The following is a 15,471-nucleotide window of genomic DNA, read 5'->3' as shown; positions in this document are numbered from 1 at the left end:
GATCTAAGTAGTATGTTGTCGTATGACATGGTACGCCGGAGATCCTGATATGACGTCACGGGTTTACCCGAAATATATCCAAATATCGGGAAATGTCGGGAGGTTGTCTCCGCGCGCAATCACATCTGATGACGGATGACGTGAGTGGGCAGGCATGCCGCTCGGTGCTGCCCTGCGGCGGACTTCTCCCCGGCAACCTGCCGGCTTCGTGCGCGGCCCGCTATGCCATCGACACGACGCTGTTCAGCAGCATCTTCACGAGCACGGCCTGCCGTGTCGCGCCCGTCTTCGCGAAGATTCCGCGCAGATGCGCACGGGCGGTGTTCTTCGTGATGCCGGTCGCGGCGGCCGCTTCGTCGAGCGTCAGGCCGTCGACGAGCAACAGCGCGATCTCGGTTTCCATCGGCGTGAGGCGGAACAGCCGGTGCAGCATGTCGCGCGAGGTGTGCGGCGACGACGCCGGATCGCGGACGAACACCGCGACGGCCGGCCGGTGCTGGCGGTCCTCCGCGCCGTGAAAGGGCGCGAGCGGGCGCAGCAGCACGTTCAACGGCATCGCGCCGCCGGGGCGCGACAGCGTGGTGGCCTCGATGCGGCCGAGCGCACCCGCGCGGAAATGCTCGAGCGCGGCCTGCAGCGCCTTCTGCAGCCGGCGCTCGTCGAGCGGGCACGATGCATGGAGCCGCTCCTGGCGCAGGCACAGGCCGTCCTGCTGCTCGAACAGCCGCTCGGCGATGCGGTTGTGCTTGATCACGCGACCGTCCTCGTCGAGGATCGCGGTGCCGACGTCGAGCCGGTCGACCGTGCCCGCGTACAGCGCGCGTTCGGCGTCGAGCACGTCGAGCGCCGCGTGCAGCTCGACCGCGCGCTGCAGGTGCGGCAGCAGCGTCGCGACCTGCGCGCGTTCGGCCGCGTCGAAGTCGCGCGCATGATGCGGGCGGCTCACGAAGAACGCGCACTCGACGCCGCGCTCGCCGCGCAGATTCGCACCGAGGATGAAGCGCAGGTCGAGCGGCTGCAGGTATTGCCGGTAGAAATCGTGCGCGCACCAGCGCGTCGCGCCGAACAGCGTGTCGGCCGTGAACACCTGGCCGGGCGGGTGGTCGAGAAACGGGCACAGCGCGTAGAACTCTTCGCTGTACGATGGTTCGCCGGGCAGCAGCGGGCCGTGGGTCGATGCGTTGATGATGAGCCCGCGCCGCGTGCCGCGCGGGCTGCGCAGCACGAGCGTCGTGAAGCTCGCGTCGAGCCGCACGCGCATCGCTTCGAGAAAGCCTGCCCAAGGCGTCGTCTCGGACGGGCCCTGATAGACGAGCCCGAGCCACGCGCTGAGTTCGCGGGCCGTCCATGCCGCGTCGTCGAAGCTGTCGTGTGCGGCCGTGTCGCCGGGCGCCAGCGCGATCCGCATGCTCGTGTTCTCCTGGGTCGGGGTGAATGCTCCCGAGCCAGCATACCGACCGGCCAGCCGCCCGCGTCATCCGAACGGAGTAGACGACGCGGGCCGTGCCGGAGCGACGCAGCGTGCGTCGCGCTGGCGACGCTTACGCGGTGCGTTCGCGCAGCAGGTACGCGACGATCCGTTCCGCCGCGGCCTCCGGCGACTCGGCCACCGTATCGATGCGCAGTTCCGGCTGCGCCGGCGGCTCGTACGGCGAGTCGATGCCCGTGAAGTGCTTCAGTTCGCCCTTGCGCGCCTTCTTGTACAGCCCCTTCGGATCGCGTTCCTCGGCGACCGCGAGCGGCGTGTCGACGAACACTTCGACGAACTCGTCGGGACGAACCAGCGCGCGCGCCATGTCGCGTTCCGCGCGGAACGGCGAGATGAACGACACGAGCGTGATGAGCCCGGCATCGAGCATCAGCCGCGCGACTTCGGCCACGCGCCGGATGTTCTCCACGCGATCGGCCTCGGTGAAGCCGAGATCGCGGTTCAGGCCGTGCCGCACGTTGTCGCCGTCGAGCAGGTACGTGTGCTTGCCGAGCGCATGCAGGCGCCGCTCGACGAGGTTCGCGATCGTCGACTTGCCCGCGCCCGACAGCCCGGTCAGCCATACGATGCGCGGCGTCTGCGCCTTCTGCACCGCGCGCGCGTCGCGATCGACGTCGACGGCCTGCCAGTGCACGTTGTGCGCGCGGCGCAGCGCGAAGTGCAGCATCCCGGCGCCGACCGTGTCGTTGGTGAAGCGGTCGATCACGATGAAGCCGCCGGTGTGGCGATTCAGGTCGTACGGATCGAACGCGACGGGCCGGTCGAAGCTCAGGTTGCACACGCCGATCTCGTTCAGCGCGAGCGTGCGCGCGGCGAGATGCTCGCGCGTGTTCACGTCGATCTTGTACTTCGGCGTCGCGCAGGTCGCGCCGACCGTCTGCGTGCCGAGCTTCACGAGATACGGCCGGCCCGGCAGCAGCGGCTCGTCGTGCATCCACACGAGCGTCGCCTCGAACTGGTCGGCGACTTCCGGCGGCGCGTCGGCACGCGCGATCATGTCGCCGCGGCTCACGTCGATCTCGTCGGCGAGCGTGAGCGTCACCGCTTCGCCGGCGCGCGCGACATCGGCTTCGCCGGCCGGCGTGATCACCGACGCAACGCGGCTCTCCTTGCCGGACGGCAGCACGCGCACGCGTTCGCCGACGCGCACTTCGCCCGACGCGATGCTGCCGGCATAACCGCGGAAGTTCAGGTGCGGACGGTTGACCCATTGCACGGGCAGCCGGAACGGCTCGTCGCGCGTCACGCGCTCGACGAGCGGCAGCGTGTCGAGATGCCGCATCAGCGGCGGGCCCGCGTACCACGGCATCCGAGCGCTCGATGCGATCACGTTGTCGCCGCGCAGCGCGGACATCGGAATGCTGACGATTTCGTCGAGGCCGAGTTCGGCCGCGAACGCGCGGTAGTCGGCGTCGATACGCTCGAACACGGCGCGGTCGTAGTCGACCAGGTCCATCTTGTTGATCGCGAGCACGACGCGCTTGATGCCGATCAGCGCGACGAGATGGCTGTGGCGGCGCGTTTGCGTGAGCACGCCCTTGCGCGCATCGATCAGGATCACCGCGAGATCGGCGGTCGACGCGCCGGTGATCATGTTGCGCGTGTACTGCTCGTGGCCTGGTGTGTCGGCGACGATGAACTTGCGTCGCGCGGTCGCGAAGAAGCGATATGCGACGTCGATCGTGATGCCCTGTTCGCGCTCGGCCGACAGGCCGTCGACGAGCAGCGCGAAATCGAGTTCGCCGCCTTGCGTGCCGACCTTCTTCGAATCGGCTTCGAGCTGGGTCAACTGGTCGTCGAACAGCATGTTCGATTCGTAGAGCAGGCGGCCGATCAGCGTGCTCTTGCCGTCGTCGACGCTGCCGCACGTGATGAAGCGCAGCAGGTCCTTCGTTTGCGCATCGTCGGCGTGCATGTCGGGCGTCGTGTGCGCAAGTGCCTCGGGGGCGGTGAGAACGTGTGCCATCAGAAATATCCCTCCTGTTTCTTCTTTTCCATCGAACCGGCCGAATCGCTGTCGATCAGCCGTCCCTGGCGCTCGGACGTGCGCGTGTCGCGCATCTCCTGCAGGATGTCGTCGAGCGAGCTCGCGTCACTGTCGATCGCGCCCGTCAGCGGATAGCAGCCGAGCGTGCGAAAGCGCACCTTGCGCATCTGCGGCACTTCGCCTTCGCGCAGCGGCAGGCGTTCGTCGTCGACCATGATCAGCGCGCCGTCGCGCTCGACCACCGGCCGCTCCTTTGCGTAGTAGAGCGGCACGATCGGAATGTCGTGCAGCCGGATGTATTGCCAGATGTCGAGTTCGGTCCAGTTGGAAATCGGGAACACGCGCAGGCTTTCGCCGCGGCGCTTGCGCGCGTTGTACAGCGACCAGAGTTCGGGACGCTGGCGCTTCGGATCCCAGCGGTGCTGCTCCGAGCGCAGCGACACGATGCGCTCCTTCGCGCGCGATTTCTCCTCGTCGCGGCGCGCGCCGCCGAACGCGGCGTCGAAGCCGTAGTGGTCGAGCGCCTGCTTGAGCCCCTGCGTTTTCCACACGTCGGTGTGCACGGCCGAGCCGTGCGTGAATGGATTGATGCTGTTCGATACGCCGTCGGGGTTCACGTGCACGCGCAGGTCGAGGCCGAGGCGCGCGGCCGTCTCGTCGCGAAACGCGATCATCTCGCGGAACTTCCACGTCGTATCGACGTGCAGCAGCGGAAAGGGCGGTTTCGCCGGGTAGAAGGCCTTCATCGCGAGATGCAGCATGACCGAGCTGTCCTTGCCGATCGAATAGAGCATCACCGGGTTTTCGCTTTCCGCGACCACCTCGCGCATGATGTGGATGCTTTCGGCCTCCAGTCGCTCCAAGTGGGTCAACATCGTTCGTCTCCTTGTTGCATGCCGGCGCCGCGCGACATGTGCGGCGTTTCGTGCATGACGCCAACGGTATCGAGCGAGGGCGGTGCCGTTCTTCGTCCGGGTGGACTAACACGCGGCGCGGCGGGCAGCGGATCTTTCCTTAGTCCACCCGGACGAAGTGGCGCGCGAGGCGCTCGCTTAAGGTGAGCGCTCGACCATCGGCGGAGACGACACATGACGGACGACACACGCGCCACGCAGTTGCTTTCGGGCCAGACCTGGGCCGATTTCTGCGACACCCTGAAACGCTGCGGCGAGCAGATCCTGCGCGCCGAGGCGCCGGACGATCCGCTCACGCGCGCGGAAGGATTCCGCTACCTGAGCCGGCTGATGCGCATCGCGCTCGAAATGCACGTCGAGTTCGCGGACGGCGCGTGGCCCGGCTTCTTCTCGCCGTCGCACGAGACCGCGAAGATCGGCGCCGACAATCCGGACAACCTGTACCAGTACGCGCGCCTCGACGGCCGCTGCGAATATCGCGTGACGGGGCGGCGCGGCACGGTCGCGTACCTGAGCTTCGGCACGCAGAAGGGCGGCTACGAGACGGACGGCAAGATGCTGCAGACGGGTTTTCTCGACGCGAAGCAGCTCGAGCTCGCGCCGGACGGCAGCTTCGAGATCGTGCTGTGCGAAACGCCGCGCGCGGGCAACTGGGTGCGCATGGAGCCCGGCACGAACGCGCTGCTCGTGCGCCAGACTTTCCTCGACCGGCGCGCGGAGACGCCCGCGCAATTGAAGATCGAACGCATCGGCGCGCACGATCGCCCGGCGCCGCTCGATCCGCTTGTGCTGCAGGGCGGCCTCACGCGTGCCGCGCAGTTCGTCGAGCAGACGGCGAAGCTGTTCGCCGACTGGGCCGCGAGCTACGGCTCGCACGTGAACGCGCTACCGCCTGCGGACCAGGCGCTGTGCCAGTCGGTCGGCGGCGATCCGAACATCTACTACTACCACTCGTGCTGGTCGCTCGCCGACGACGAGGCGCTCGTGATCGATGTCGACACGGTGCCCGACTGCGATTTCTGGAACGTGCAGCTCAACAACTACTGGATGGAGTCGCTCGACTACCGGCACTTCGACATCTGCGTGAACAAGCACAGCGCGCGGCTCAATGCCGACGGCGGCGTGACGGTGGTGGTCGCCGCGTCGCGGCCGGGCGGTGCGAACTGGCTCGATACGGCCGGGCATCGCACCGGCACGATCTGCTGGCGCTGGGTCGGCGCCACGCAGCCCGTGCATCCGCGCACGCGCGTCGTCAAGCTCGCCGCGCTGAAGGAGGCCGCATGAACGCGCCGCTCGACCCGATCCGCACCCAGCTCGACGCCGACGCGCTGATCGCCGAGGCCGTGTCGCGCACGGGCGGCCTCACCGCGTTCGGCGACGGCCCGTATCGTGAGGCGCTCGACGTGATGTGCGCGTCGCTGATCGACGAAGCGAAGCTGTCGGCGCGCGGCGCGGCGATGATGCGCGAGAAGCTCGTCGGCCAGCTCGTGAACCGGCTCGTTATCGAGGATTACTTCGGCCGTCATCCGGAGATCGCCGACATCGAGATCGACGATCCGCTCGTGATCGTCGGGCTGCCGCGCACCGGCACGACGCTGCTGCAGCGGCTGCTCGCGGTCGACCCGCGCTTTCATTCGGCCGCGTGGTGGGAAACGCGCTATCCGGCGCCGCTCGCCGGCGAGACGCTCGACGCGCCGAGCGTGCGCATCGCGCGCGCGCAGGCCGAGGTCGCGACGATGATCGACTGCATTCCGCAGATCCTCGCGATCCATCCGCTCGACGCGATGCTCGCCGACGAGGAGTTCATGCTGATGGAGCATTCGTTCGTGTGCGCGATGGATTCGTACGCGAACGTGCCGGGCTATACGGCGTGGCTCGCGAAGCAGGACCTGACGCCGGTCTACACGTACCTGAAGCGGATGCTGCAGTTCCTGCAGTGGCAGAAGGCGCAACGCGGCGTTGCGCCGGCCGCGCGCTGGCTGCTGAAGACGCCGCAGCATCTGCATGCGCTCGACGTGCTGTGCCGCGTGTTTCCGCGGGCACAGGTCGTGCTCACGCATCGCGACCCGGCACAGACGATTCCGTCGATGGCGAGCATGGCGCACACGCTGTGGCAGATGTATGCGGACGACCCGGATCCGCGCACGGTCGGCGCGCAGTGGAACGCCGGCATGGCGCGCGCGATCGGCGCGGCGATGACGGCACGCGACGCGCTGCCGGCCGAGCGCTTTCTCGACGTGCGGTTCGAGGACACGGTGTCGGATCCGCTCGGCGTGGCCGAAGCCGTGTACCGCTTCGCGGGCATGTCGCTGGACGAGCCGCAGCGCGCGGCGATGACGGCCTGGATGGCGCGCAACGGCCGCGACAAGCGCGCCGCGCACGATTACTCGATCGCGCGCTTCGGCTTCACCGATGCGCAACTGGCGCACGACTTCGCCGCGTATCGCGCGCGGCACCTGCGGGCGGCCGGCTGACGGCGTGCCCGCGAGACGAACCATAACCAGGAGACAACCCATGTTGCTGAAGGACAAGATCGTCGTGATTTCAGGGATCGGGCCGGGGCTCGGTGTGAAGCTCGCCGTCGAGGCGGCACGCGAGGGCGCGCGCGGCGTGGTCGTCGCGGCACGCACGATGGACAAGCTCGACGATGCGGAAGCACGGATCCGCGCACTCGACGTCGCGTGCGACGTGCTGAAGGTGCGCACCGACATCGCCGAGCGCGCGCAGTGCCGGCAGCTCGCGACGCAGGCGGTCGAGCGCTTCGGCCGGATCGACGCGCTCGTGAACAGCGCGTTCGCGCACGGCACGTTCCCGGAGCCGGTCGAGGAAGCCGATCTCGACGGCTGGCGCGCGGTGTTCGACACCAACGTGTTCGGCACGATGACGCTCACGCAGGAAATCGTGCCGCACATGAAGCGGCAGAAGCGCGGCGCGATCGTGATGATCAACTCGCAGGCGACCCGCAAGCCGTTTGCAGGGGAAGCGGGCTACGCTGTATCGAAGGGCGCGCTCGCGGTTGCGGCAAAATACCTGGCGCGCGAGCTCGGCGTGCACGGGATCCGCGCGAACAGCATCCACATGGGCTGGATGTGGGGCGTGCCGACGCAGACGTATTTCCGGCAGGCGGCCGCCGAGTACGGCACGACGGAGGAGGCGATCATCGCGCCGATCGCGTCGAACATCGCGCTCGCGAAGCTGCCGACCGACGACGACTGCGCGCGCGCGGCGCTGTTCCTCGCGTCGGATTACGCGAACGCGGTGACCGGCGCGACGCTCGACGCGAACGGCGGCGATTTCATGCCCTGAGGACGGAGCAACGGATCATGCAGGAACGACAACAGGAACAGGGGCGCCACTTCTTCGCGTTCAACGGCGACGCGGACGGCCTGTGCGCGCTGCAGCAGCTGCGGCTCGCGGAGGGCGAACGCGGCACGCTCGTGACCGGCGTGAAGCGCGACATCAGGCTGCTCGAGCGCATCGACGCGCGGGCCGGCGACCGCGTGACCGTGCTCGACGTGTCGCACGACCAGAACCGCGACGCATGCGCGCGGCTGCTGCGCGATGGCGCCGCGGTTCGCTACTTCGACCATCACTTCGCGGGCGAGCTGCCCGGCGATCCGCGTTTCGACGCGTATATCGACACGGCCGCCGACGTCTGCACGAGCGCGCTCGTGAACCGCCGTCTCGGCGGCCGGCATGTGCGCTGGGCGATCGTCGCGGCGTTCGGCGACGAACTGCCGGCGCTCGGCGACGCGCTCGCGCGCGAATACGGGATCGACGCAGCCGAACGCGGCACGCTGGCCGAACTCGGCCTCTACCTGAACTACAACGCCTACGGCGAATGCGTCGGCGACCTGCATTTCGATCCGGCCGTGCTGGCCGACGCGATGCTGCCATGCGTCGATCCGCTCGACTTCGTGCGCGACACGCCGGTGTTCGCCGCGCTGCGCGACGGCTATCGCGACGACATGGCGCTCGCGGGCGCACTCGCGCCGTTGCGCGACGTGCCGGGCGCGACGCTGATCAGGATGCCGGATCATCCGTGGGCGCGGCGCGCGACGGGGATGCTCGCGAACGAGCGGATGCGCAATGCGCCGCATGCGGCGCTCGCGGTGCTGTCGCCACGCGCGCAGGGCGGGTTCGTGGTCAGCGTGCGCGTGCCGGACGGCCGGGCGCTCGGCGCGGACGAATTCTGCCGCGGCTTCCCGACCGGCGGCGGGCGCAAGCGCGCGGGCGGCATCAACCATCTGCCGGAAACCGAATTCGACGCGTTCGCCGCGCGCTTCGAAGCGGCGTTCCGTCTCGACTGACCCGAGGGCCTGCGACACGCGCGCCGTGCAACGATGCCACGGCGCGCGCGTCGTGCGACGTGTCGGTGTTCAGCCGGTCGCGTTCGCAAGCACGGCCGGCACGTTGTGGCCGTAGCAGCGTTCCTCGACGCGCTCGGCGATGCGCCAGCCCTGCGCGGTGCGCACGAACCGGTCGACGTACCACAGCCCGAGAAACATCACCTGCGTGCCGCCGTCCGGCAGCGCGACTTCCATCGGATTGAAACAGATCGTGCGGCCGCGCGCGGTGTCGCCGTCGAGCGTGATCGACAGGTTGCCGACCATGTGCTGGTACTGCGGGAACTGCGGCAGCACGGTGCGCAGCCACGCCTTGACGTCCGGATACGTGCCGGCGATGCCGCCCATCGCGCGATAGTCGATCGTCGCGTCGCGCATGAACACGGTATCGAGCGCGTCGAAGTCGCGCGCATCGATCGCGCTCGAGTACGCGACGATCAGCTCGCGGAGGTCGTGATGATCGGAGAGGGTCTGCAGGTCGGGCACCGGTTGCGCTCCGTCACGCGCTTTTGCGCCGGCGGGCCGCATGCAGCGCTTCCGCGCGCTGCTTCACGTCGCGCGCGCACTGGTCGAACCCCTGTTTCACCCAGCCGCCGTGCTCGCGCATGATCGTTTCCGCGTTGAGGCCGAGGAACTGGTCGGTCGTGAAGTAGCGGCAGCGCTCGGCGCCGTCGGCTTCGACGTACTGGTCGCGGCGCGCGGCGTCCTTGTTGTCGTCGGTCGGGCGCTGCTCCCACGACAGCAGGCGTTCGGGCTCGTATGCGACGAGGATTTCGTTGACGGGAATCACCGTCTCCGTGCCGGGAATGCGCACCTGCATGTGCACGAAGTCGCCGATCCGGCCGGTCGTCTCGAGGCCGACGCAGAACGTGTTCCATTCGCCGTAGCGCGGGAAGTCGGTCAGCACTTCCCAGACGACGGCAGCGGGGGCGTCGATCGCGACGGTGATCGAGGTGACGAGATTGGCTGGTTTGGTCATGGCGGGTATCGAATATGAGTGAGGGAGCGGAGGGGGCCGCGGCTGCGCCCGCACGGGCGGGTACGCGCCGCGACAGCCGGAACGGGTCGCGCCGGCGCCGACCGGCATGGCGGACGCGCCGTGCAATGCATGGGGCTGACCGGCGGCCGGCGCGCGTCGCACATCGCGGCGAACCCGACATCGAGCGTAGGCCGGTGCGTGCGGCGAAGAATCGTCGGAACGGACTAAGGCGTTTCACCGGGCCGGCGATCCGGTGTCGGCGTCGGTACGCGACGCACGCGCGCGGTACGCCGTGCGGTTCGAACGTCGACATCGCGCGAACCTGCCGCGACAATACCGGTCACTCTTCAGATTCCTGCTCGAGGTGCCCGTGCCAGCGAAGTCGACCATTGCTCCTGCCATCGTGTGGTTCCGCGACGATCTGCGCGTGACCGACCAGCCCGCGCTGACGCGCGCGGTCGCGTCGGGCCGGCCGCTCGTATGCGTGTACGTCGACGACACGGGCGAAGGCGCGGGGCGCGCGCTCGGCGGGGCGGCGCGCTGGTGGCTGCATGGGTCGCTCGCCGGACTCGATGCGGCGCTCGCGCGTCATGGCGGACGCCTGCTGCTGTTGCGCGGCGATGCGCCACGCGAGATCGAACGCGTCGCGCAGGACACGGGCGCGGCAGCGGTGTACTGGAACCGCCGCTATGCGCAGCCGCAGCGCGATGCCGATGCGGCGTTGAAGGCGTCGCTGAAGGCGCGCGGCCTCGAGGTCGAGAGCAGCAACGGCAGCCTGCTGAACGAACCGTGGGACGTGCTGACGGGCGCCGGCACGCCGTTCCAGGTGTTCACCGCATACTGGCGCGCGGTGCGGCGCGATCGCACGGTGGCGGCGCCGCTGCCGGAGCCTGAGCGGATCGCGTTTCATCCGTGGCCGGCCGGCGTGCGCGAACGCGCGCTGACGCTCGACGCGCTCGCGTTGCGTCCGCACGCGCCGGACTGGGCGGGCGGCCTGCGCGACGCGTGGCCGGCACCCGACGAAGCCGGCGCGCAGGCGCGGCTCGACGCGTTTTCCGTCGAGTCGCTGACCGGCTATGCCGATACGCGCGACCGGCCCGACCGGTCGGCGACGAGCCGGCTGTCGCCGTGCCTGCGCTTCGGCAACCTGTCGCCGCGACAGGTGTGGCATGCGGTGCAGGGTGCGGCACAGGCGGGCGGTGCGGCCTGCGCGGCCGGCGCCGAGAAGTTCCTGAGCGAACTCGGCTGGCGCGAATTCAGCCATGTGCTGCTGTATTACTTTCCGGCGCTCGCGACCGACAACTTCCGGGCGCAGTTCGACGCGATGCCGTGGCGCGACGATCCTGCCGCGCTGCGCGCGTGGCAGCGCGGGCTGACCGGTTACCCGCTCGTCGATGCGGGGATGCGCGAGCTGTGGACGACCGGCTGGATGCACAACCGCGTGCGGATGGTCGTCGCATCGTTTCTCGTCAAGCATCTGCTGATCGACTGGCGGGCCGGCGAGCGCTGGTTCCACGACACGCTCGTCGACGCGGATGCCGCGAACAACCCGGCGAACTGGCAATGGGTGGCCGGCTGCGGCGCCGACGCCGCGCCGTATTTCCGCATCTTCAATCCGGTGACGCAGGGCCGGAAGTTCGACCCGCAAGGGGCGTACGTGCGCCGCTGGGTGCCGGAACTCGCGGGCCTCGACGCGGTGACGATCCACGCGCCGTGGGAGGCGTCCCCGATGGAGCTTGCGGCGGCCGGCGTGCGGCTCGACGTCGACTATCCGGCGCCGATCGTCGATCACGACGGCGCGCGCCGTCGCGCACTCGATGCGCTGGCCTCGTTGCCGAAGCGTCGCCAGGCGTGACCGGCCGTCGCTGCGCGCGGCACGGTTCGCCGCGTCAGTCGCAGAACGCCGCGTGCTCGAGCAGCGCGAGCGCGACGCCCGAATCGAAGTAGGCCGCGCCGCACCACGCGACGAACGCGAGCGCGCCGGCGGCCAGCGCCGCGCGCATCACGCCCATGCGGCTTTGCCCGGCACCGGCCGCGCGACGCGCGCGTCGTCGATCGGCAGGTGCAGCAGCGCGGCCAGCACGCCGAGCGCGATCGAGCCGATCCACAGCGGCAGGTACGAATGCGTCGCGTCGTACACGAGCGCGCCGAGCCAGACGCCGAAGAAACTGCCGAGCTGGTGCCCGAAGAACACGAAGCCGAACAGCGTCGCGATGTAGCGCACGCCGAACACCTGCGAGATCACGCCGTTGGTCAGCGGCACCGTGCCGAGCCACGTGAAGCCCATCACGGCCGCGAACACGTAGACGCTCGCGGGCGACAACGGCGCTGCAACGAACGCGGCCATTGCCAGCGCGCGCACGAGGTACAGCACGGACAGCACGTACTTGCGCCGCAGCAGGCTGCCGAGATGGCCGCATGCGTAGGTGCCGGCCACGTTGGTCAGCGCGATCAGCGCGAGCGCGACGCTGGCGTGGCGCGCCGGCAGGCCGTGATCGAGCAGGTAGGCGGGCAGGTGGGTCGCGATGAACGCGAGCTGGAACCCGCACGCGAAGAATCCCGCGTTCAGCAGCCAGAAGCCGCGATGCGCGAACGCTTCGCGCACCGCCGCGCCGATCGACTGGTCGGGGCCGTCCGCGCGGCTCGCGGCCTGTGCGGGCCGGTCGCGCACCAGCACGGCGAGCGGCGCGAGCAGCGCGGCGACGAGGGCGAGCGCGACGAAGGCATGCTGCCAGCCGATGCCGCCGATCAGCACCTGCGCGACCGGCACCATGCAGAACTGGCCGAGCCCGCCGATCGCGCCGGCGACGCCGAGCGCCCAGCCGCGCCGGTCGGGCGGAAACAGGCGGCTCAGCGCGCCGTAGATCGACGCGAAGGCCGACCCCGACAGCGCGACGCCGATCACGAACCCCGCGCCGGCCGTGAACACGCCGGCCGACGCGGCGAACGCCATCGTGACGAGCCCGGCCGCGTACAGCAGCATGCCGGCGACGATCACGCGCACCGACCCGAAGCGGTCGGCGATCATGCCGGTGAACGGTTGCGCGATGCCCCAGATCAGGTTCTGCAGCGCGAGCGCGAGGCCGAACGCCTCGCGCGACCAGCCGTGGTCGAGCGTGACGGGGGCGAGGAACAGTCCCTGCACGTGGCGGATGCCGAGCGCGGCGCCCATGATCAGGCCGCCCGCGAGCACCGGCAGCCAGCGGCGCCGGGCGTCTTGTTCGATCGGGGTCATGCGTGTCTCCGGATGGATGCGTGCGGCGCGGCGGCCGCGTTCGATCCGATTAGACGATCCGGTGCCGGGGCGCTCAAGCGATCATTCGGTCGCGTTCGCATGCGTGCGGGGAATGCGATGCGGTTCGGACATGATGTCGGCGACGCGGGCTGTACACGCCGGATGCGTGAAGCCGCTGCGCCGCATGCAGCCGGCGTGACAGGCGGCCGATGCAGCGGGGACGGGGCGTCGGTGCATTGCCCGTGGCGGCGTTCATGTACGTGCGCAAGGCCGCGCCGGCGCCGGCTCGATGCGGAATTTCGCTCGCGGCTCGCGGCTACCGCTGCGCCACGTCGTACGCGCGCATCGCCGCGTCGCATTCGGCCGCTTCCGCGACAATCCAGTCGCGCACGTCGGCGACTTCGCGGCGCGGTGCCGGATCGTGCCGGAACAGCCAGTAGCCGTACGCATCCGACAACGCCTGCGAGTGCGGGCCGAGCACCGCGAGCCGGCCGTCGGCGAGCATCGGCGCAACGAGCGCGAGCCTGCCTAGCGCGACGCCCTGGCCGGCGATCGCGGCGTGGATGACCTGGTCGTACTGGTTGAAGCGCAGCACGCCCTTCGGGCGCGCGTCGCCGAGCCCGGCCGCGTGCAGGTGCGCACGCCACTGCAGCCGGGTTTGCGGCGGCCCGTCGAATTCGAGCAGCACGTGCTCGGCGATCGCCGCCGCGTCGGTGACGGGCCGGGCGGCCAGCGCGGGGTGCGCGACCGGCACGACGATCTCGTCGAACAGGTGCAGCGCGCCGGCCGGCGCGCGCTCGCGCGGGCAGTAGCGGATTCCGAGGTCGATGCCTTCCGCGCGCAAATCGAGTACCTTGTCGTTCGCGGCCACGCGCAAGTCGATGTCGGGCAGGCGCGCCTGCAGGCGCCCGAGTCTGGGCAGCAGCCACAGCGCGGTGACGCCGATGCTCGCGGTGATCGTGACGGGTTGCCGCTCGCGTGCGGCGGCGAGCGACGCGACGGTGTCCTGCAGGCTGAGCAGCGCCGCATCGGCGGCGCGGAACAGCCGCTCGCCTTCCGGCGTGAACGCGATCTTGCGATAGCCGCGCTGCAGCAGCGCGACACCGAGATGCGCCTCGAGCGCGTGCACTTGGCGGCTGACCGCCGACTGCGTGACGCACAGGTCCTGCGCGGCGAGCGTGATGCTCATGCGGCGGCCGACGGCGACGAAGCCGCGCACGAGGTCCAGCGACGGGAGACGAACGAGCGGCGTTGACATGCGTAGGGCTCATGCGAACGGAGCAGCAAGATTGGTTGAGAACGTCCGGCGCGTCAAGTTCAATGGAGGCTGGCCGATCGGGCGGGCGCCGGGCAGGCGGCGCCGCACAGGAGACACGATGACGATTTCGAACGAAGCAGGCGGGGCCGCGTGCAGCACGCGCGCGCCGGAACAGGCGCCCGGGCGCCCGGCGGGCGCGTTGCCGCCGGAGCCCGTGACGCTGATCGCGGCCGACGGTTATGCGCTGCGCGGCTACGTGTGGCGCCACCGCGGCAGCACCGTGCGGCCGGTGACGGTCGTCAATTGCGCGACGTCGGTGCGCTGCGACTACTACTTCCGTTTCGCGGCCTGGCTGTTCGCGCAGGGGCGCGACGTGCTCGTGTACGACTATCGCGGGATCGGCGGCTCGCGCCCCGCGCGGCTCGCGAAGCTGCGCGCGAACTGGCTCGACTGGGGGCGGCTCGATTGCGAGGCCGCGCTGCAATACGCGCGCGATGCATTTCCGGGCCAGCCGCTCGACGTCGTCGCGCACAGCATCGGCGGCTGCGTGCTCGGGCTCGCGGCGTCGAACGCGTACGTGCGTCACGTGGTGACGGTGGGCGCGCAGTATGCGTACTGGCGCGACTATCGGCCGGAAGAGCGGCGGCGCATGTGGTGGAAATGGCACGTCGCGATGCCGGCGCTCGCGGCCGTATTCGGCTACGTGCCCGCGAAGCGGCTCGGCTGGATGGAAGACACGCCGCGCGGCGTCGCGCTGTCGTGGGTGCGCGCGCAACCGCGCTTCGAGGACGCCTTCACGCACGGCCTGCTCGCCGAACCCGCGGCGAGCCGCGCCGCGCTGCCGGCCCGCTTCGCGCGGCTGCCGGCGTCGATGCTCGCGATCGGCCTCGACGACGACGGGTTCGGCACGGTCGACGCGATCGAACGGCTGATCGGCTACTACACGGGCAGCGACGTCACGCACCTGCGGATCGCGCCGCGCGACATCGGCGTCGACGCGATAGGCCACTTCGCGTTCTTCCACAGCCGCTTCACCGACACGCTGTGGCCCGTCGCGCTGGACTGGCTGCAACACGGCGCGTTGCCGGCCGATGCGCCGGGCCGCGTCCACGCGCGCCATCCGGCGCAGCGTGCGCGGCTGGCGGGAAGCGGCGTGCCGGGTGCCGTCGCGCACGGGTGAACGCGCGCGCAGCCCGGCCATCGCGTCGATGAGACGGTCGCACCGGCTGCCGCTGCCGACGATCGCGGTCGCGATGCGCGTGG

General features: G+C 70.0%; 13 protein-coding genes and 1 pseudogene. 6 read left to right on the top strand and 8 right to left on the bottom strand.

Going from position 1 to position 15,471, the window contains the following annotated elements:
- Nucleotides 1-220: 220 nt before the first annotated feature.
- From U4012_RS33005 to cysD, 3 genes and pseudogenes are all read right to left on the bottom strand, one after another.
- Entirely contained in the window at nucleotides 221-1,408 is a 1,188-nt protein-coding gene (locus tag U4012_RS33005; protein ID WP_321803872.1) for a helix-turn-helix transcriptional regulator, read from the bottom strand.
- Between the two features lie 133 nt (nucleotides 1,409-1,541).
- A complete protein-coding gene (gene cysN / locus U4012_RS33000; protein WP_321803870.1) occupies nucleotides 1,542-3,455 on the bottom strand; it encodes a sulfate adenylyltransferase subunit CysN in 1,914 nt (637 codons plus the stop codon).
- Nucleotides 3,455-4,375, bottom strand: a pseudogene (gene cysD, locus U4012_RS32995) (sulfate adenylyltransferase subunit CysD); the annotation flags it as partial. The gene cysN and the pseudogene cysD, both read right to left, overlap by 1 nt.
- Nucleotides 4,376-4,564: 189 nt before the next feature.
- On the opposite strand from cysD, the gene U4012_RS32990 reads away from it, so the two are divergent.
- Genes U4012_RS32990 through U4012_RS32975 form a run of 4 tightly spaced genes read left to right on the top strand, consistent with a single transcriptional unit; the run spans nucleotide 4,565 to nucleotide 8,700 of the window.
- On the top strand, nucleotides 4,565-5,674 hold the full coding sequence (locus U4012_RS32990) for a DUF1214 domain-containing protein (RefSeq protein WP_321803868.1): 1,110 nt from the start codon (nucleotides 4,565-4,567) through the stop codon (nucleotides 5,672-5,674).
- Nucleotides 5,671-6,864 (top strand): sulfotransferase, encoded by a 1,194-nt coding sequence (locus U4012_RS32985; protein WP_321803866.1) that lies wholly within the window; start codon nucleotides 5,671-5,673, stop codon nucleotides 6,862-6,864. Before U4012_RS32990 ends, U4012_RS32985 begins: the two co-directional genes overlap by 4 nt.
- Before the next feature lie 40 nt (nucleotides 6,865-6,904).
- Nucleotides 6,905-7,696: an SDR family oxidoreductase gene (locus tag U4012_RS32980; RefSeq protein ID WP_321803864.1), complete on the top strand. Its 792-nt coding sequence runs from the start codon at nucleotides 6,905-6,907 to the stop codon at nucleotides 7,694-7,696.
- A gap of 17 nt (nucleotides 7,697-7,713) precedes the next feature.
- A complete protein-coding gene (locus tag U4012_RS32975; RefSeq protein WP_044847643.1) occupies nucleotides 7,714-8,700 on the top strand; it encodes a hypothetical protein in 987 nt (328 codons plus the stop codon).
- A 69-nt stretch (nucleotides 8,701-8,769) separates the two neighbouring features.
- Here U4012_RS32975 and U4012_RS32970 read toward each other — a convergent pair whose 3' ends face one another.
- Together U4012_RS32970 and U4012_RS32965 are read right to left on the bottom strand one after the other, a co-directional pair.
- On the bottom strand, nucleotides 8,770-9,222 hold the full coding sequence (locus tag U4012_RS32970) for a nuclear transport factor 2 family protein (RefSeq protein WP_321803862.1): 453 nt from the start codon (nucleotides 9,220-9,222) through the stop codon (nucleotides 8,770-8,772).
- A 13-nt stretch (nucleotides 9,223-9,235) separates the two neighbouring features.
- A complete protein-coding gene (locus tag U4012_RS32965) occupies nucleotides 9,236-9,715 on the bottom strand; it encodes an SRPBCC domain-containing protein (protein WP_124572084.1) in 480 nt (159 codons plus the stop codon).
- 370 nt (nucleotides 9,716-10,085) lie between these two features.
- On the opposite strand from U4012_RS32965, the gene U4012_RS32960 reads away from it, so the two are divergent.
- A complete protein-coding gene (locus U4012_RS32960) occupies nucleotides 10,086-11,570 on the top strand; it encodes a deoxyribodipyrimidine photo-lyase (protein ID WP_321803859.1) in 1,485 nt (494 codons plus the stop codon).
- A gap of 34 nt (nucleotides 11,571-11,604) precedes the next feature.
- On the opposite strand, the gene U4012_RS32955 is transcribed toward U4012_RS32960, so the two are convergent.
- The 3 genes from U4012_RS32955 to U4012_RS32945 all read right to left on the bottom strand — a co-directional run bounded on the left by U4012_RS32955 (nucleotide 11,605) and on the right by U4012_RS32945 (nucleotide 14,208).
- Complete coding sequence (locus U4012_RS32955; RefSeq protein ID WP_044847646.1) at nucleotides 11,605-11,727, bottom strand: hypothetical protein; 123 nt, start codon at nucleotides 11,725-11,727, stop codon at nucleotides 11,605-11,607.
- Nucleotides 11,718-12,950, bottom strand: a complete 1,233-nt coding sequence (locus tag U4012_RS32950; protein ID WP_321803857.1) for an MFS transporter — start codon at nucleotides 12,948-12,950, stop codon at nucleotides 11,718-11,720. Before U4012_RS32950 ends, U4012_RS32955 begins: the two co-directional genes overlap by 10 nt.
- Before the next feature lie 316 nt (nucleotides 12,951-13,266).
- Nucleotides 13,267-14,208, bottom strand: a complete 942-nt coding sequence (locus U4012_RS32945) for a LysR substrate-binding domain-containing protein (protein WP_321803855.1) — start codon at nucleotides 14,206-14,208, stop codon at nucleotides 13,267-13,269.
- Nucleotides 14,209-14,326: 118 nt separating this feature from the next.
- Between U4012_RS32945 and U4012_RS32940 the strand changes: the two genes are divergently transcribed.
- Nucleotides 14,327-15,388, top strand: a complete 1,062-nt coding sequence (locus tag U4012_RS32940) for an alpha/beta fold hydrolase (RefSeq protein ID WP_321803853.1) — start codon at nucleotides 14,327-14,329, stop codon at nucleotides 15,386-15,388.
- The last annotated feature ends 83 nt before the right edge of the window (nucleotides 15,389-15,471 follow it).

Source organism: Burkholderia sp. BCC1988, assembly GCF_905339895.1.
Taxonomy (GTDB): domain Bacteria; phylum Pseudomonadota; class Gammaproteobacteria; order Burkholderiales; family Burkholderiaceae; genus Burkholderia.
The sequence above is the reverse complement of the archived record's forward strand: the minus strand, read 5'-3'. Positions and strand labels throughout refer to the sequence as shown.